15 protein-coding genes are annotated in these 17,681 nt (G+C 67.2%); 6 read left to right on the plus strand and 9 right to left on the minus strand.

All coding sequences use genetic code 11. The annotated features are described in order from the left end of the window. Positions 1 to 1,218 (minus strand): CaiB/BaiF CoA transferase family protein, encoded by a 1,218-nt coding sequence (locus tag MKD38_RS13515; protein ID WP_252677515.1) that lies wholly within the window; start codon positions 1,216 to 1,218, stop codon positions 1 to 3. An 85-nt stretch (positions 1,219 to 1,303) separates the two neighbouring features. Between MKD38_RS13515 and MKD38_RS13520 the strand changes: the two genes are divergently transcribed. Both MKD38_RS13520 and MKD38_RS13525 read left to right on the plus strand, forming a co-directional pair. Next, positions 1,304 to 2,239, plus strand: a complete 936-nt coding sequence (locus tag MKD38_RS13520; RefSeq protein WP_252677516.1) for a LysR family transcriptional regulator — start codon at positions 1,304 to 1,306, stop codon at positions 2,237 to 2,239. A 58-nt stretch (positions 2,240 to 2,297) separates the two neighbouring features. After that, positions 2,298 to 2,531 (plus strand): DUF3820 family protein, encoded by a 234-nt coding sequence (locus MKD38_RS13525; protein ID WP_112775044.1) that lies wholly within the window; start codon positions 2,298 to 2,300, stop codon positions 2,529 to 2,531. Positions 2,532 to 2,540: 9 nt separating this feature from the next. Here the strand turns inward: MKD38_RS13525 and garD are convergent, their stop codons facing one another. Continuing rightward, positions 2,541 to 4,106, minus strand: a complete 1,566-nt coding sequence (gene garD / locus MKD38_RS13530; RefSeq protein ID WP_252677517.1) for a galactarate dehydratase — start codon at positions 4,104 to 4,106, stop codon at positions 2,541 to 2,543. Between the two features lie 368 nt (positions 4,107 to 4,474). On the opposite strand from garD, the gene MKD38_RS13535 reads away from it, so the two are divergent. Then, positions 4,475 to 5,530: a cyclase family protein gene (locus MKD38_RS13535; protein ID WP_252677518.1), complete on the plus strand. Its 1,056-nt coding sequence runs from the start codon at positions 4,475 to 4,477 to the stop codon at positions 5,528 to 5,530. 222 nt (positions 5,531 to 5,752) lie between these two features. Here MKD38_RS13535 and MKD38_RS13540 read toward each other — a convergent pair whose 3' ends face one another. The 7 genes from MKD38_RS13540 to MKD38_RS13570 all read right to left on the minus strand — a co-directional run bounded on the left by MKD38_RS13540 (position 5,753) and on the right by MKD38_RS13570 (position 15,069). Further along, entirely contained in the window at positions 5,753 to 6,100 is a 348-nt protein-coding gene (locus MKD38_RS13540) for a CREC-EF hand family protein (RefSeq protein WP_252677519.1), read from the minus strand. Positions 6,101 to 6,332: 232 nt separating this feature from the next. Then, positions 6,333 to 7,832: a tripartite tricarboxylate transporter permease gene (locus MKD38_RS13545; protein WP_252677520.1), complete on the minus strand. Its 1,500-nt coding sequence runs from the start codon at positions 7,830 to 7,832 to the stop codon at positions 6,333 to 6,335. Positions 7,833 to 7,844: 12 nt separating this feature from the next. Continuing rightward, positions 7,845 to 8,351, minus strand: coding sequence for a tripartite tricarboxylate transporter TctB family protein (locus MKD38_RS13550; protein WP_252677522.1), 507 nt, complete (start codon positions 8,349 to 8,351; stop codon positions 7,845 to 7,847). Positions 8,352 to 8,422: 71 nt separating this feature from the next. Continuing rightward, positions 8,423 to 9,418 carry a Bug family tripartite tricarboxylate transporter substrate binding protein gene (locus MKD38_RS13555; RefSeq protein WP_252677523.1) on the minus strand — a complete coding sequence of 332 codons (996 nt, stop codon included), beginning with the start codon at positions 9,416 to 9,418 and terminating at the stop codon, positions 8,423 to 8,425. 80 nt (positions 9,419 to 9,498) lie between these two features. Beyond that, positions 9,499 to 10,665, minus strand: a complete 1,167-nt coding sequence (locus MKD38_RS13560; protein ID WP_252677524.1) for a DSD1 family PLP-dependent enzyme — start codon at positions 10,663 to 10,665, stop codon at positions 9,499 to 9,501. Then, positions 10,658 to 13,702, minus strand: coding sequence for an FAD-binding and (Fe-S)-binding domain-containing protein (locus MKD38_RS13565; protein ID WP_252677525.1), 3,045 nt, complete (start codon positions 13,700 to 13,702; stop codon positions 10,658 to 10,660). Before MKD38_RS13565 ends, MKD38_RS13560 begins: the two co-directional genes overlap by 8 nt. A gap of 149 nt (positions 13,703 to 13,851) precedes the next feature. Continuing rightward, entirely contained in the window at positions 13,852 to 15,069 is a 1,218-nt protein-coding gene (locus MKD38_RS13570) for a pyridoxal-phosphate-dependent aminotransferase family protein (protein WP_252677526.1), read from the minus strand. Positions 15,070 to 15,239: 170 nt separating this feature from the next. Here MKD38_RS13570 and MKD38_RS13575 point away from each other — a divergent pair, with 170 nt between their 5' ends. From MKD38_RS13575 to MKD38_RS13585, 3 genes are all read left to right on the plus strand, one after another. Further along, positions 15,240 to 15,977 carry a GntR family transcriptional regulator gene (locus MKD38_RS13575; RefSeq protein ID WP_252677527.1) on the plus strand — a complete coding sequence of 246 codons (738 nt, stop codon included), beginning with the start codon at positions 15,240 to 15,242 and terminating at the stop codon, positions 15,975 to 15,977. 121 nt (positions 15,978 to 16,098) lie between these two features. Next, a complete protein-coding gene (locus tag MKD38_RS13580) occupies positions 16,099 to 16,383 on the plus strand; it encodes a CppA family protein (RefSeq protein ID WP_252677528.1) in 285 nt (94 codons plus the stop codon). A gap of 127 nt (positions 16,384 to 16,510) precedes the next feature. Next, positions 16,511 to 17,614 carry a malate/lactate/ureidoglycolate dehydrogenase gene (locus MKD38_RS13585; RefSeq protein ID WP_252677529.1) on the plus strand — a complete coding sequence of 368 codons (1,104 nt, stop codon included), beginning with the start codon at positions 16,511 to 16,513 and terminating at the stop codon, positions 17,612 to 17,614. Positions 17,615 to 17,681: the final 67 nt, after the last annotated feature.

The following is a 17,681-nucleotide window of genomic DNA, read 5'->3' on the forward strand; positions in this document are numbered from 1 at the left end:
TTAGGCATGTTGTGTCTCCTTGCTGAAATCGTGCGCGGCCAGGATGGCCCCGGTGTGCTGCCCCAACTCGGGCGCAGGCGTGACACGGTTGGGGCCATACCCCGAGAACTTCACCGGCTGCGACGGCAGCCGCACGGTGCGACCGTCCGGCCCGGCCACTTCGGTCAGCAGGCCGCGATGGACGGCCTGCTCGCTCTCCAGCGCCTGCCTGACATTGCGGATCGGCGCGACCGGAATGCCCGCCGCGCCCAGCAGGCGGTTCACCTCGGCGACGGTCAGGCCTGACGACCACGCTTCCAGCCCGGCGCGCAGCGCGGGCTCGAAGCGGCAGCGCGATTCGTCGTCGGCAAAGCGCGGGTCGTGCGCCATCTCCGGGCAGCCGATGGTCTGGGCCAGCGTGTGGAACAGCTTGTTGTTGAGCACCGCCACCACGTAGAAGCCGTCCGCGGCGCGGTACACGCCGAACGGCGCGGACGACGGATGGCGGTTGCCCACCCGTTGCGGCGCCCGCCCGGTGGCGGCATAGCGCGCGACCAGCGTCGCGCTCAGGCTCAGCGTGGCGTCGAACATCGAGACATCGACATGCGTGCCGCGCCCGTTCTTCTCGCGCGCCAGCAGCGCCGCCAGCACGCCCCATGAGGCAAAGAGCCCGCTGACCGCATCGGAGACCGCCTCGCCGAGCATGGTCGGCGCACCGTCGGGCGCGCCGGTGGCATCCATCAGCCCGCACATCGCCTGCAGGATGATGTCGTAGGCCGGCCGGTGCGATTCCGGCCCGGTCTGGCCGAAGCCCGACACGCTCGCGTAGACCAGCGACGGATTCAGCGCCCGCAGCGCCTCATAGCCGATGCCGAGCTTCTCCGCCACGCCCGGCCGGAAGTTCTCCACCACCACGTCGGAACGCGCACACAGCGCGCGGGCCAGCTCCAGCCCCGCCGTCGTCTTCAAATCGATGACGATGCTCTGCTTGTTGCGGTTCATCGCTGCGAACAGCCCGCTGCTGCCGTCGACGAAGGGCCCGACGGCGCGGTAGTCATCGCCGCCCGGCGGCTCCACCTTGATCACCTCGGCACCCAGGTCGCCCAGCAGCGCCGTGCAATAGGGGCCCGCCAGCACCCGCGAAAAATCGATCACGCGGATGCCGGCCAGCGGCAGGTCGGAATGGCTGGAATCGCTGGAATGGTCCAAGGCTTGCTCCTCGATGGCGTGCAAGCGCATGGCTTGCGTTTCAGTGGCTCGATTCTGCGCAGCGCAAGCTATCAAGTAAAATATGGAATTCGACTAGCACCTATAGGATTTCCTGATGCCTGTCTCCCGCATCTCGCTACGGCGGTTGCGCTATTTCGCCGCGACCGCGGAAACCGGCAGCACCACGGCGGCGGCGCGGCTGCTCAACGTTTCGCAGCCGTCGATCTCCGTCGCCATCCGGGAGCTGGAAACGCTGTTCGAGGACGCCCTGTTTGCCCGCGACGCCGGCGCGCGCATGACCCTGACCCGCTTCGGCGTGCGCAAGCTGGCCGAAGCCCGCCACATCCTGGGAGCGGCCACGGCGTTCGAAGTCGACAAGAGCGGCGACGGCGCGGCCGGCGAAGTGCAGATCGGGGTTTTCCGCACGCTGGCGCCGGTCTACCTGCCGGTGCTGCTGCGCCTGGCGCGCGAGCGTTATCCGAATCTGGCGGTGCGTTTTGTCGAGGGTGACCTGGCCCAGCTGGAAGACTGGCTGCATGGCGGCCAGATCGAGCTGGCGCTGAGCTACGACGTCGGCATGCCCGACGACCTCGAGCGCGAATTGCTGGCCGAGTTGCGGCCCTACGGCCTGGTGCCCGCGGGCTCGCGGCTGGCACGGCGCCGTGGCAGCATCTCGCTGCACGAACTGGCGCAGGAGCCGCTGATTCTGATCGACCTGCCGCACAGCCGCGAATTCCTGATGGCGCCGTTCTGGCAATACGGGCTCCAGCCCGAGGTGCGTTACCGCGCGACCTCGCTGGAACTGGCACGCGGCATGGTCGCCAATAGCCTGGGCGTGGCGCTGCTGATCACTCAGGCGCCCGCGTCATCCCAGATCACCGCCGTGGTGGAGAAACCGATACGGGAAGACACCGTGCGCCAGCCGCTGGTGATCGCGCGCGCGGCGCGCGCCACGCGGTCCCGTGCCTCGGAATTGCTGGCCGAATGCGTGCGCGCCGCCGTGGCGGAGGCAACCGCCGCCTCTGCCCACGCGCGTCCACGCGCTGCCTGAGTTCCGTTATCGCCAGCGCCACTGTGGTAGCGTGGCGCTTTCCGCCTGGCTTGCTCCCATGACCGACTTCGACGCCGACGCCCTGAAACGCCTGGTCACCGTCACCATGCCCTTTGGCAAGCACAAGGGCACGCTGATCGCCGACCTCCCGGGCAACTACCTGAACTGGTTCGCGCGCGAAGGCTTTCCGCCGGGACAGATCGGCGCGCTGCTGGCCCTGATGCATGAACTGGATCACAACGGGCTGGCGTATTTGCTGAAGCCGTTGCGTGGCCACGCATCGCCCCAGTAAACCCAGCCTTCAAGTCACCGGCGCCGGATTAAACAACACCAGCGCATTGCGGATCTTCCAATGCTCCGCCCATGACTTCTTGCCGCTGGCCACGGCCAGCAGCGTGTGGAACAGCTCCCAGCCCACTTCCTCGATGGTGGCTTCGCCGGTGGCGATGCGGCCGGCGTTGACGTCCATCAGGTCGTGCCAGCGCCGCGCCAGGTCATTGCGGGTGGAGACCTTGATCACCGGTACTTCGGCCAGCCCGTACGGCGTGCCGCGCCCGGTGGTGAACACGTGCAGGTTCATGCCGGCGGCGAGTTGCAGCGTGCCGCAGACAAAGTCGCCGGCGGGCGTGGCGGCGTAGATCAGGCCCTTCTGCGTGACCTTTTCGCCAGGGCCGCTGACGCCGTGGATCGGGCCGGTGCCGGACTTGACGATCGAGCCCATCGCCTTTTCGACGATATTGGACAGGCCTCCCTTCTTGTTGCCGGGCGTGGTGTTGGCGCTGCGGTCGACCTGCCCCTGCTCCAGGTAGCGGTCATACCAGGCCATCTGGCGCACCAGCGCCTCGGCCACCTCGGGCGTGGCGGCGCGGGCGGTGAGCTGGTCAATGCCGTCGCGCACCTCGGTCACTTCGGAGAACATCACCGTGGCGCCGGCGCGCACCAGCAGGTCGGTGGCAAAGCCCACTGCCGGGTTGGCGGTGACGCCGGAGAACGCATCGCTGCCGCCGCACTGGACACCCACCACCAGGTCCGACGCGGGGCAGGTCTCGCGCCGGCGCGCATTCAGGCGCGCCAGATGTTTTTCCGCCGTGGCCATGATCGATTCGATCATCGAGGCAAAGCCCACGTGCTGCTCGTCCTGCAGGCACACCACGTCGGGCTCGCCGGCTTTCTGGATCGGGATGGTGCCGGCGCCGATCAGGCGCGCTGGCTGCAGCTTCTCGCAGCCCAGGCTGACGATCATCACCTCGCCGCCGAAGTTGGGGTTCAGCGCGATATTGCGGATGGTTCGGATCGGGATGCCGGCATCGGGCGCGTCGATGGCCACGCCGCAGCCATAGGTGTGCTCCAGGCCGACCACGTCGTCGACGTTGGGATACTTCGGCAGCAGTTCTTCCTTGATGCGGCGCACCGCGAACTCCACCACGCCTTCGACGCACTGCACCGTGGTGGTAATGCCCAGGATGTTGCGTGTGCCGACCGAGCCGTCGGCATTGCGGTAGCCCTCGAAGGTATAGCCGTCCAGCCGCGGCAGCGGCGTCACGCGCGTGCCGACCGGCAGGTCGTCCAGCCCCGGTGCGGCCGGCATGCGGATCACGCGCTCGTTGACCCAGCTGCCGCGCGGCAGGTCCCTGAGCGCGTAGCCGATCACGACGTTGTAGCGGATCACCGGCTCGCCTTCGCGCAGGGCGGCCAGCGCGACCTTGTGGCCTTGCGGGACGGCCTCGGCCAGCACCAGGCCGCATGGGAAGGTGGTGCCTGCAGGCAGCCCACCATCATTGGCCACGATGGCGACATTGTCGTGCGCGTGCATCGTGATGTAGAGGGGGCGCGATGCCGGCGCTGCCGCGGTAGGGGTTACTGCCATATCTTCTCCGTCCCAGAAATCCAAGCAGGGCATGTGTTACGTTGTCTGACAACATTTTACTGGCTTCTTCCCTTCTGCGGCTGCGGGTTATCCCGTAATCGCCATAAATCCATTGAGTACTGTGTCACACATTTCGCTGGTGTTGTACGACAACATATAAAGTAGGGCAACGCCCCGAAGAGAGAAAAGCAATCTCTGCTGCACTGCAAGATGACCGTTCACTGGAACATGTCCTATAAGGGTGCAACCGGTTTCATGCCAGAAGCCATCGGCCCATCGACGCGCCGGCCCGCGCTGCCCGGCTCCGAATTCCATTCCGCATCGCCTGGCCGTTCCCGCGGCCACCCACCCGACAGGAGGCAAGACTCATGCGCTGGAAGCAACGTCCGCAAGGTTCCAACTGGGGCGACTTCGGCTCCGACGACCAGCTTGGCCGCGTCAACCTGATCGGGCCCGAACAGGTCATCAAGGGCGCGCGGGAGGTGCAGGCCGGGCTCAGCTTCTGCCTGTCGCTGCCGCTGGACTACCCCGGCGGCAACAAGCTCAATCCGCGCCGCCATCCGCCGGTGCTGCGGCCGACCTTCCGCGACAACTCGCCGTACACCAACTTCCCGCTGGCGAAGATGGATCCTGCCGCGACCGATGTGATCAGCGACGACCAGGTACTGATGTGCCTGCAGTACAGCACGCAATGGGACGCGCTGGCGCACGTGGGCGCGCTCTTTGATGCCGACGGCGATGGGCGCGCAGAGCGGGTCTACTACAACGGCTACCGCGCCAACGAGCATATCGTCGGCCCGGTCGACTATGCCGAGGACGACAACTTCGCGGCGCACCCGTGCGGCCACGACCACAGCGCGGCGCACGCGCTAGGCATCGAGAACTTCGCGGTCAAGGGCATGCAGGGACGCGGCGTGCTGGTGGACCTGGCGCATGTGTTCGGCATGGACTTCCGCAACATTGGCTACGACGACCTGATGCGCGCGATGAAAGCCGCCAAGGTGGAAGTCGAGCGCGGCGACATGCTGCTATTGCGCACGGGCTTTGCCGAAGTGGTGCTGTCGATGCAGCGCGAGCCCGATGAGGCCGTGCTGCATCACAGTTGCTGCGCGCTCGACGGGCGTGATGACAAGCTGCTGAACTGGATCACCGACGCGGGCATCGCCGCGCTGATCGCGGATAACTATGCGGTGGAGCGCTACCCTGCCCGCCCGGCGCCCGACGGCGAATCGCACCATCCATTGCTGCCGCTGCATCACCATTGCCTGTTCAAGCTGGGGTTGCCGCTGGGAGAGCTGTGGTATTTGCGTGAGCTGGCAGATTGGCTGCGGGCGAATGGGCGGACGCGGTTTCAGTTGACGGCGCCGCCGTTGAGGTTGCCTGGCGCCGTGGGGTCGCCGGTTACGCCGGTTGCTACGGTGTGAGACATCGCCGACCTTGAGTTGACCAACGTTTCCGGCTTCTTCACCAATCACCTGATCGGCATCGGCGATCTGATATGAAATGTTTTGGGCTTATAAATGAAATTATTAGTTTGTGGTACGCGCGCCACGTGTTCCGTCGCTCGTTAGTTCGGAGCGAGCGGTACTGCCCCTTACCGCCCGCTCCGTCACCTTATAAGGTCTGAATCTGAGCGTATCAGTCCTTTAGTTCCAGATCGGATCTTCCTTCTGCATCTGATCCTTGGTCTTCTTCATCCAGTAGGAACCGATCTGGCGTTCGGTGACAGACCCCTTCTTTTTGGCGTCAATCTTGTCGAAATTCGCGTAGACCTGGGGCATGCCTGCCTGCGCTTCGTCGCGGGTCAGCTTGCCGTCATGATTGGCATCGGCCGCCTTGAATCGCTCCGCAATCAAGGCCTTGGCTTGTGCCGTAGTCGGTGGTGCTTTGGGAACCTCGCCTTGGGATCCTTGAGCCGACTGGGCGCTCACTCCAAGAGAAGTGAGTGCCATCAGGACTGCGAAACCAACTGCGGGCAAATTGCGTACGGTCATGTCGCTCTCCTCAAGTCATAGTGTTGTTTGGAGCCGTGGAACAGGAAGGCCTGCTGGCCGAATATCCCGTGAGCCCTGGCTCGCTCAGTATTCTACGTGCTGTACGGGGCATCACGAGTAGGGGGAATCCGCTATCACAAGGGGCTACCGCCAACACGTTCCCGGAACATAAGGGGAGAAAGCAGGCGGGAGGGTCGGCTCGTTGGGCCCGCCAGGCACGGCGACCCGACCTTCAGGCAACCCCCTTCCTGCCCCGCATCCTCAAATCACTAACCACCGGCCACACCAGCACGAACACAGCCAGTCCCATAATCGACCCGACCAGCCCATTCGACCAGAACACATCCAACGCCCCGGACGACACCAGCATGGTCTGCCGGAACGCATCCTCGGCGCGGTCGCCCAGCACCAGCGCCAGCACCATCGGCGCCAACGGATAGTCCAGCTTCTTCAACACATAGCCCACCACGCCAAAGCCCAGCATCAGCCAGACGTCGAACAGCGCCCCGTTCACCGTGTACGCGCCGATCGCGCAGATCACCAGGATCAGCGGCGCGATGATCGAGAAGGGAATGCGCAGGATCGCCGCGAACAGCGGCACCGTCGACAGCACCACGATCAGCCCGACGATATTGCCCAGGTACATGCTGGCGATCAGCCCCCACACGAACGGCCCCTGCTCGGCGAACAGCAGCGGCCCCGGCTGCAGGCCCCAGATCATCAGGCCGCCCAGCAGCACCGCGGCGGTGGCCGAACCGGGAATGCCCAGGGCCAGCATCGGCAGCAGCGCGCTGGTGCCGGCCGCGTGCGCGGCGGTCTCGGGGGCGACCACCCCTTCGACATTGCCCTGCCCGAACGAATCGGGATCCTTCGCCATGCGCTTGGCCACGCCATAGCCCATGAACGACGCCGCGGTGGCACCGCCCGGGGTAATGCCCAGCCAGCAGCCGATCACCGACGAGCGCACCACGGTCAGCCAGTAGCGCGGCAATTCGGCCCAGGTCTTCAGCACCACCTTCAGGTCGATGCGGGCCTGCTTGCCGCGGAAGGCCACGCCCTCTTCCATCGTCATCAGGATCTCGCTGATGCCGAACAGGCCGATCACCGCCACCAGGAAGTCGAAGCCGCGCAGCAACTCGGTCGAGCCGAAGGTCATGCGCAGCGTGCCCGATACCGTGTCCATGCCCACCGCGGCCAGCACGAAGCCCAGGCACATCGCGATCAGGATCTTTGGCTTGGACTCCTTGCCCATGCCGACGAAGCTGCAGAAGGTCAGCAGGTACACCGCGAAGAACTCGGGCGGGCCGAAGCGCAGCGCGAACTTTGCCACCAGCGGCGCCAGGAAGGTGATCAGCAGCACGCCGGCCAGCGCGCCCAGGCACGAACCGGTGAAGGCCGAGGTCAGGGCCTTGCCGGCCTCGCCGCGCTGCGCCATCGGGTAACCGTCGAAGGTGGTGGCCACCGACCAGGCTTCGCCGGGAATATTGAACAGGATCGAGGTGATCGCCCCGCCGAACAATGCGCCCCAGTAGATGCAGGACAGCATGATGATGGCCGACACCGGGTCCATCGAAAACGTCAGTGGCAGCAGGATCGCCACGCCGTTGGGCCCGCCCAGGCCGGGCAGTACGCCCACCACGATGCCAAGCAGGATGCCGACGAACATCAGGCCGACGTTCTGCCATGACAGCGCCACGGCAAAGCCGCCCATCAATGCATTGAGTTCATCCATGATCCGCCCTCCCTAGTAGCCCAGCGCCGCTTCGAGCGGGCCCTTGGGCAGCGGTACGCGGAACTGGATTTCGAAGATCCAGAACAGCAAGGCATTGATGCCGACTCCGGTCAGTGCGGCCTTCCACCACGCCGCCTTGCCCACCCACACCATGAAGCCGGCGATGAAGGCCGCCGACGCGACGTAGATGCCGAGCAGCCCGATCAGCCCGACATACACCGTCAGAGGCACCAGGATCACGCCCACCTGCCGCAGTTGCTGCCACGTCGCGAACACGGCGGTGCGGTCCGCGCGCAGCGCCTGCACGCCCACCAGCACGCTGCAGACCAGGATGATGATGCCGACCCGCATCGGGAAATAGCCCGCTTCCGGCCCGTCCGGTGCCCAGCCGGCACCGATGCCGTAGTTGCTCCAGATCACCACCAGCGCGCCGGCCAGCAGGCACAGCGCCATCGCCAGTTCCACCGCCTTGACCGAGATGCCGGCGCCCGCATGCGCCGTTTCCTGTTGTGAATCCATGTTGTCCCCCGCCTTGCTTCAGGCCATTGGCTGCGCCGCGCGGCGCAGCCCGTTGGTGATCCGCGCCAGCGTCAGCGCGCGGCGACGAAGCCGGCCTCCTTGATGATGTCGCGGTGCGCGGCTTCGTCGCGCGCCAGGAAATCGGTCAGCGCCTTGCCGGTCAGGAACTCGTTCTTCAGCGCGCTCTTCTCCAGGTATTCCTTCCACTCCGGCGTGGCCACGATCTTCTGCATCAGGTCCACGTAGTACTTCTGCTGCTCCGGGGTCACGCCCCCCGGCATCATGAACACGCGCAGCATCTGGTATTGAACGTCGAGGCCCTGCTCCTTGCAGGTCGGCACGTCATGCCAGCTCTGGGTCTGCGTGACCTTGCCGTTGTAGGCCATGCGCTCCGGCGCGAACACGCACAGCGCGCGATGCTCGCCGGCGCGCCACTGGCCGATCGATTCGGACGGGTTGTTCACGTTGGCGTCGATATGCTGGCCCGACAGCTGCGTGGCCGCCTCGCCGCCGCCCTTGTACGGCACGTAGATAAAGCGGGTGCCGGTCTTCTTCTGCACCAGCGCGCTGATGATCTGGTCTTCGCGCTTGGAACTGGTGCCGCCGACCTTGATCTTGCCCGCGCTGGCCCTGGACGCGTCGATGAACTGCGCGACGGTCTTGTACGGTGCCGCCGCATTGGTCCACAGCACGAACTCGTCCTGCGCGATCATCGCCACCGGCGTGAGATCGCGCCAGCTGAACGGCAGATGGCTGACCATCGGCACCGTGTAAAGCGCCGACGAGGCCACCAGCAGCTTGTGCGGATTGCCCTGCGATGCCTTGGTATCCATCAGCCCTTCGGCGCCGCTGGCACCCGCCTTGTTCAGCACGATCACCGGCTGGCTCATCAGCTTGTGCTTGGCGATGATGCCCTGGATCGACCGCGCCATCTGGTCCGAGGCGCCACCGGCGCTGAACGGCACCACGATCTCGACCGGCTTGGCCGGCTCCCATGCCCATGCGCTGAGGCATGCCGTGGCACCCGCCACGGCCGCCAGGGTCTTCCTGACTGTGTTGCGTTGCATCGTTGGTCTCCTTTGGCTTTGACTACCCGGTGCCGCTGGTTGCGGCTCTTCTCTTCTGTTTCCTGCGCTGCCACGCGGCATCAGCGGCTCAGGCCGCGCGCCGCGATGTCCCATAGCTCTGCCACATGCCCGTCGCGGCAGCACACGTATTGCGCGTGCAGGTTTGCGGTGGGGTCGCAATGGCCGGGCACCAGCCAGAGCTTGCTGCCCAGCAGGGCCTGGTTGTCTTCGTCCAGCACCTGCAGCACGCCGTGCTCGTCGTTGGCCGCGACATAGCGCAGCCACTCGCTGCCCGGGCCGGACCACAGGCGCGGCAGGCCGGAATCCACCGCGAGCGACTTCAGGCCCGCATCGCACACCGCCACGCCGGCGCGCGCGGTGCTCATCACCGTGGTCGATAGGAACAGACCGTGCCGCGGCTGGAAGCGGCCGGGCCATTCGCTGGCGCCATAGTGGCCGTCCAGGAACACGTAGCTGCCGGGCTGGATCTCGGTAAAGACGCCGCTCTCGCAATCGAACTCCGCGGTGCCGCTGCCGCCGCCGGTGATGACCGGGCAGGCGATGCCGCGGGCACGCAGGTGCGCCACGTAGGCGCCCGCCTGTTCGGCGGCGCGCCGGGCGGCGTCGCGGCGCTGCGTCCAGGGCGCCAGGTGCTGGGCGCCGCCGTGATACGCCTGCAGCCCGCCGAAACGCAGCGACGGCGCCGCGCCGATCGCATCGGCGAGGCGGCTCAACGCTTCGGGACTGTCGACGCCGCAACGCCCCTGTCCGACATCGGCTTCCGCCAGCACCGTGATGCACACCCCGCCGGCCGTCGCGGCGGCGGCGATCGCGGCAACCTGGCGCACATCGTCCACGCACACGCTCAGGTCTACATGCCGGGCCAGCTCCACCGCCATCGCCAGCTTGTCGGCGCCGACGAACTCGTTGCTGATATGGATGCTGGCGATGCCGGCGGCGGCAAACGGATAGGCCTCGCTGAGCTTCTGGCAGCAGATGCCCACCGCGCCGGCGGCAAGCTGCCGCTGCGCGATCGCCACCGACTTGTGCGCCTTGGCATGCGGGCGCAGCGCCACGCCGCCGGCATCGGCTAGCGCCTGCATCCGGGCCACGTTCTGGTCGAAGGCATCGAGGTCGACCAGCAGCGCCGGCGTGCCTACGTCCTCGACACGGTCGCCGATCTTTGCCGGCGCCGGCGGCTGCAGGCGGCTACGGTCCTGGACGGCGTTGTGCATCGCCTCAGTCATGGTGGCCGCCCTCCAGCGCCATCGCCAGCACTCTTGCCACATGCATCGCCTCGGCCTGCGCGCCGTCGCGGATCTGGTGGCGGCAACTGGTGCCGTCCGCGACCACGAGGGCATCGGCGCTGCGCCGGCGCACTGCCGGCAGCAGCGACAGCTCGGCCATCGCCTGCGATGCTTCGAAATGCTCGGCCTCATAGCCGAAGCTGCCGGCCATGCCGCAGCACGACGACTCCACCGGCGCCACCTTCAGGCCCGGAATCCACCCCAGCACGGTCTGCACCGGCGTGAAGGCATCGAACGCCTTCTGGTGGCAGTGCCCGTGCACGATGGCCTCGGAGACCTGCAGCGGCTGCAGCGGCAACGCCAGCCGGCCCGCCTGGCGCTCGCGCACCAGGAATTCCTCGAACAGGAACGACAGGCTGGCGAGCTGGCGCGCCTCTTCGCCATAGCCATAGCCGAGGAACTCGTCGCGCAGCGACAGCAGGCACGACGGCTCCAGGCCGACCACCGGCACGCCGCGCTCGACGAACGGGCGAAGCGTATCGAGCAGGCGTCGCGCCTCGGCCTTCGCCTGGTCGACCAGGCCCGCGGCCAGGAAGGTGCGGCCGCAGCACAGCGGGCGCTCGCCTGCGCGGGTGTTGAAGTGCACCGTATAGCCCGCCGCTTCCAGCACGGCCTGCGCGGCGCGCGCATTGTCGGGCTCCATGTAGTTGCTGAAGGTATCGACGAAGAGCAGCACCTCGCGGCCATCGGCCTTGCTGCCTGCAGCGTTGCCCGCGCTGCGGCTGCGCGCCAGGAACGGCGCGGTGAAGCGCGGCAGCGACCGTTGCGTGGCAAATCCCAGCGCGCGCTTGATCCAGCCGGAGACCCCGGGCAGGCTGTCGGCCAACGCCAGCAGGCCCGGCACGCGGCTCGCCGTCGGCGCATAGCGCGGCAGGAATGCCACCATGCGCTCACGCAGGCCGATGCCGTGCCGGCTGGTCCAGGCGTGGCGCGCCTCGATCTTGAACTTCGCCATGTCGACGCCGGTCGGGCAGTCGCGCTTGCAGCCCTTGCACGAGACGCACAGGTCCAGCGCCTCCTTCACTTCGCTGCTGGCCAGCCCGTCGCTGCCGAGCTGTCCGGTCAGCGCCAGCCGCAGCGTGTTGGCGCGGCCGCGGGTTACGTGCTGCTCGTCCTTGGTCACGCGATAGCTGGGGCACATGGTGCCGGCGTCGAACTTGCGGCAGTGGCCGTTGTTGTTGCACATCTCCACGGCCGACGCGAGGCCATGCGTGGCGGTATCGTTGCCCGTGCCCGGCCCGGTCTCGGCACCCGTCATCGGGTCGCGCCGCACGTTCCACGCCGACCAGTCCAGCGCCGGCGTCAGTGGCAGCGCGGCGTAGCCGGGCGCGAAGCGGAAGTTCTCGCGCGCATCCATGCGGGGCGGGCGCACGATCTTGTCGGGGTTGAAGCGGTTGTCCGGATCGAACAGCGCCTTGATCTCGCTGAACGCGGCGTTGATGCGCGGGCCGTACTGCCAGGCCACCCACTCGCCGCGGCACAGGCCGTCGCCGTGCTCGCCGGAATACGCGCCCTTGTATTCGCGCACCAGCTCGGCCGCCTCTTCCGCGATCTCGCGCATGCGCAGCGCGCCGTCGCGGCGCATGTCCAGGATCGGCCGCACATGCAGCGTGCCGACGCTGGCGTGGGCATACCAGGTGCCCTCGGTCTCGTGCTTGTGGAAGACCTCGGTCAAGCGGCGGGTGTATTCGGCCAGGTGCTCGAGCGGCACCGCGCAATCTTCGATGAACGAGACCGGCTTGCCATCGCCCTTCATGCTCATCATGATGTTCAGGCCGGCCTTGCGCACATCCCACAGCGCCTTCTGCGCCTTCTCTTCCGGCATCTTCACCACCGAGCCCGGCAGGCCCAGGTCGGCCATCAGCTCGGCCAGCTGGTCCAGTTGCGCCAGCAGTGCCTGGCGGTCGTCGCCGGCGAATTCCACCAGCAGGATGGCCTGCGGATCGCCGGTCAGCGCGCGCTCGACCACCGGGCGGAAGGCGGGGTTTTCCATCGACAGGTCGATCATGGTGCGGTCGACCAGTTCCACCGCCACCGGTTGCAGCGTGACGATATGCTGCGTCAGGTCCATCGCCTGGTAGAAGGTGGGGAAGTTGACCACGCCCAGCACCTTGTGCGCCGGCAGCGGCGCCAGCTTCAGCGTGAGCTGGCGGCTGCAGGCCAGCGTGCCTTCGGAGCCGACCAGGATATGCGCTAGGTTGGCGTGGCCGTCGTCGGTATAGGCGCGCGGGTTCTGGCAGTCGAACAGGTCGATGTTGTAGCCGGCGACGCGGCGCAGCACCTTGGGCATGCGCTCGGCGATCTCGCCGCGCTCGCGCGTGGCGATGCGCTGCAGCCCATGAAGGATGCTCTCGGCGCGTCCTGCCGCCACTGGTTGCGCCAGAGAACCGAAATGGCAATCGCTGCCGTCCGCCAGCACCGCATCGATGGCCAGCACGTTATGCACCATGTTGCCGTAGGCGATCGAGCGCGAGCCGCACGAATTGTTGCCTGCCATGCCGCCGATGGTGCATTGCGCCCCGGTGGAAACGTCCACCGGGAACCACAGCCCGTGCGGCTTGAGCCAGGCGTTCAGGTGGTCCAGCACGATGCCGGGCTCCACCGTCACCGTGCGCGCGCCGGCATCGAAAGCGACCACGTTGTTGAGCCACTTGCTGGTATCGATGACCAGCGCCTCGCCCACGGTCTGGCCGCACTGGCTGGTGCCGGCGCCGCGGGCCAGCACCGGCACCCGCTGGTCGCGAGCGATGTCGAGCGCGCGCACCAGGTCGGCCTGGTCGCGCGGCACCACCACGCCGACCGGCATGATCTGGTAGATCGAGGCATCGGTGGCATAGCGGCCGCGGGCTGCGCGGTCGAACAGCACGTCGCCGCGCAGTTCCTTGCGCAGCAGCGCCGATAGCGGCGAGGTGGCCCGGCGCTGCGCGGGCACCAGGTGGATCGGCTTGACCAGCAGGGAGGACGAAGTCATGTTCATGGCATGCAAGAAACAAGGGCTGCGCGCCCACGGCGATGCATGCCGCCGCCTGCGGTGGGCGCATGTCGTGGTGATGCTCAGGCAGGAAAGTCAGGCAGGCGGCGGACTGAGCCGCGCCCGCCCTGGCTGCGCGGCTCGGTCGGCTCCGCTCAGGCGGCCCTGAGCGCCGGCTTGTCGGCGTGCGCAACGAGCGACGCCATCGCCGCGGCCACGCCGCTGCCGGCAAGCGGCACGCCTGCCAGCTTCAGCCCCATCTCGCAACCGGCGAGCGTGGCCATCAGAGTCAGGTCATTGCAATCGCCGAGATGGCCGATGCGGAACATGCGGCCGCGCATCTTGCCCAGCGCCTGCCCCAGCGACATGTCGAAGCGTTCATAGATCAGCTTGCGCACCGAATCCGCGTCGACGCCGTCGGGCATCATCACGCCGGTCAGCACCGGGCTGTACACCGCCGGGTCCGCGCACTGGATCTGCAGGCCCCAGGCGCGCACAGCCTGGCGTGTCGCCTCGGCCAGTCGCTGGTGGCGGGCGAAGACCTGTTCCAGGCCCTCGCCCAGGATCATGTCGAGCGCTTCGGACAGGCCGTACAGCAGATTGGTGTTGGGCGTGTACGGCCAGTAGCCGTTCTTGTTCGATTCGATGATCTCGGCCCAGCCCCAGAACGCGCGCGGCAGCGTGGCGTGCTGGCTGGCGGCGATTGCCTTGGGCGAGAGCGCGTTGAAGCTGATCCCCGGCGGCAGCATCAGGCCCTTCTGCGAGCCCGACACGGTCACGTCGACGCCCCACTCGTCATGCCGATAGTCGGCCGAACCCAAGCCCGAGATCGTGTCCACCAGCAGCAGCGCCGGATGCCCGGCGGCATCGATGGCCCGGCGCACCGCGGCGATATCCGAGGTCACGCCGGTCGAGGTCTCGTTGTGCACCACGCAGACGGCGCGAATCGTGTGGCTGCTGTCCTGGCGCAAGCGCGCCTCGATCATGTCCGCCTGCACCCCGCGGCGCCAGCCCTCGATGCCGGGCAGGCCCAGGAATTCCGGGCGCAGGCCCAGCGCCTCGGCCATCTTCTTCCACAGCGTGGCGAAATGCCCGGTCTCGAACATCAGCACATGGTCGCCCGGGCTGAGCGTGTTGGTCAGCGCCGCTTCCCAGGCACCGGTGCCCGACGCCGGATAGATGATCACCGGATGCCGGGTCTTGAAGATTTCCTTGATGCCGGTCAGCACCTTGCGGCCGAGTGCGCCGAACTCCGGGCCACGGTGGTCGATGGTCGGATAGCTCATCGCGCGCAGGATGCGGTCCGGCACCGGGCTCGGGCCAGGGATCTGCAGGAAGTGGCGGCCAGAGGGATGGAAATCGAGGTGAATCATGGAAATCGTGCCTCCTTGTTGTTTTATGAATTTTGAATGCAATCGACTATAGCAGAGCGATCGGGGTGGTCCAAGGCCAAATTTACGGGGATTTGTGATGGTTAACCCGCACTTTGGAGCGGGGAAGCAAGATGCAGTAGAATCCGCGCCAAGCGGATAGAGGATATTGAATGCAAAACTCATATAACAATGAACAGGCGGCAGGCGTTGCCGAGCACGTTGCGCCGCCCTCGCTGCCGCGCCTGGCACGCCCGCGCCTGCACGACACGGTGGTCGAGCACCTGCGCCAGTTCATCGTCGAAGGCGTGTTTGCGCCAGGCACCAAGCTCAATGAACGCGAGCTGTGCGAAACCCTGGGCATCTCGCGCACGCCGCTGCGCGAGGCGCTCAAGGTACTTGCGGCCGAAGGCCTGATCGACCTGCTGCCCAACCGCGGTGCCAGCATCTCGCGCATGAGCGAGGCCGAAGTCAGGGAGAGCTTCGAGCTGATGAGCGGGCTGGAGGCGTTTTCCGGCGAACTGGCCTGCGAGCGCATCACCGCGGCGGAACTCGCGCAGATCAAGGCGCTGCACTACGCGATGCTGGCCTGCCGCGCCCGGAACGACCTGCCGGGCTACTACAGCCGCAACCAGGAGATCCATGACCGGATCAACGAGGCCGCGCGCAACGGGGCCCTGCGGCAAACCTATCAGTCGATCAACCGCCGCCTGCAGGCGCTGCGCTTTCGCTCCAACCAGCAGAGTGGCAAGTGGGACGACGCGGTCGAGGACCACGAGGAGATGATCCAGGCGCTGGAAGCCCGCGACGGCAAGCGGCTGGCGGCGGTACTGAAGCGCCACTTGCTGGAAAAGCGCGACGCGGTGCTGCCGCTGGTGTCGGGCGACGCCACTGGCACAAGAATCGTCTGAAAACGAGGCACGCGTAGCCGCAGGGCAGCGTTTTGCCGTGCCGGGGCCGGATTTTTCTTGCCTCCATGCGGATACTGTATATATTTACAGTACCTGTATGAATGAACAGTGGAGCCCCGGCATGGAACACCTGATCCGCGTGCAAAACGACTATGACCGCCAGGTGCTGGCCTGGCTGCGCGGCCGCATCGGCGATGCCGCCCTGCAGAGCGCGGTGCATCGGTTGGCAAGCCCGCGCAAGCCCTATCTGTCCACAATCTGCCGCAGCCTTGGCATCCGCCCGCCCAGCCGGCGCCAGTTCGCCGCCGAGACGGCGCGCATCCACCGCGCGGTCGGCGACAGCTACCTGGCCCGCATCAGGGAAATCCTGGCACAAGCCCCGGCGTACGAAGCCCCGCTCCGGTAGGCATTTGCCGATCACCGGCCAGGCGCGGACCATCGCGCGGGCGCCGGACGTATCATGAAAGCCCCGTTGCCGTCACACGGCAACGGGGCTTTGTGTTTCGCAACGTATTCCTCCCTCCAAGGCCGACATGAGCGAACTCCGCATTCCCACCCGCGCCCTGCACCAGTGGGTCACCGATCTCTGGCTTGCCGCGGGCAGCAGCCCCCAGGAAGCGCAACTGACGGCCGACCATCTGGTCGGCGCCAACCTGAGCGGGCATGACTCCCACGGCGTCGGCATGATCCCGCGCTATGTGCTGGCGTGGCAGGCCGACGAGCTGCAACTGAACCGGCAGGTCAGCGTGCTGCAGGACGGCGGCAGCCTGCTCAGCCTGGACGGCAACCGCGGCATGGGACAGGCGGTAACGGCGCAGGCCATGGAGATGGCCATCGCCCGCGCGCGCACGCACGGCGTCTGCGTGATGGGGCTGCGCCAGTCGCACCACCTCGGGCGCGTCGGCCACTGGGCCGAGCAGGCCACGGCCGCGGGCATGATCTCGATCCACTTCGTCAACGTGCTGTCCAAGCCGATCGTGGCGCCCCACGGCGGCTACGACGCGCGCTACGGCACCAATCCGTTCACCATCGGCGTGCCGATGGCCGGCGCGCCGCCGCTGGTGATGGACTTCGCCACCAGCGCCATCGCGCTGGGCAAGGTGCGCGTGGCCCATAACAAAGGCGTGCCGGTTGGGGCCGGCTGCCTGCTCGATCCGCAGGGCGAGCCCACCACCGATGCCGCCGTGATGTACCCGCCCTCCGACACCCCGCAAGGCGCGTTGCGCCCCTTCGGCGAGCACAAGGGCCACGTGCTGGCGGTGATGTGCGAACTGCTCGGCGCCGCGGTGACCGGCGGCCATACCATCCGCCCGGAAACGCTGCGGCACGAGCACGCGGTCTGGAACAACATGCTGGCGATCGTGTTCGATCCCGCGCGGCTGGGCACCAGCACCTCGTTCGGGCATGAAGTCGCGGCCTTCGCCGACTGGATGAAAAGCGCGCGGCTGCAGCCCGGGCAGACCGGCATCCAGCTGCCCGGCGAAGCGGAGCGCGCATTCCGCGCGGCCCGCGCGGAGCAGATCCCGATCGATGCCGGCACGCTGGCGCAACTGGACGACGCCGCGGCGAGCGTGGCGGCGGCGCGGGCCAGCGGGCATCCCGCACCGGGTCCGCTGTCGGCGCTGGGGCGCGGGTGACTATCATCAGGTATGCGCCCGGCGCGGTGCACCACGCACTCCCGGGTTGACGCCTGAACCCCTACCG

Origin of the sequence: Cupriavidus sp. WGlv3 (assembly GCF_023952475.1) — a bacterium.
In the GTDB taxonomy this organism is placed as follows: Bacteria; Pseudomonadota; Gammaproteobacteria; order Burkholderiales; family Burkholderiaceae; genus Cupriavidus; species Cupriavidus phytorum.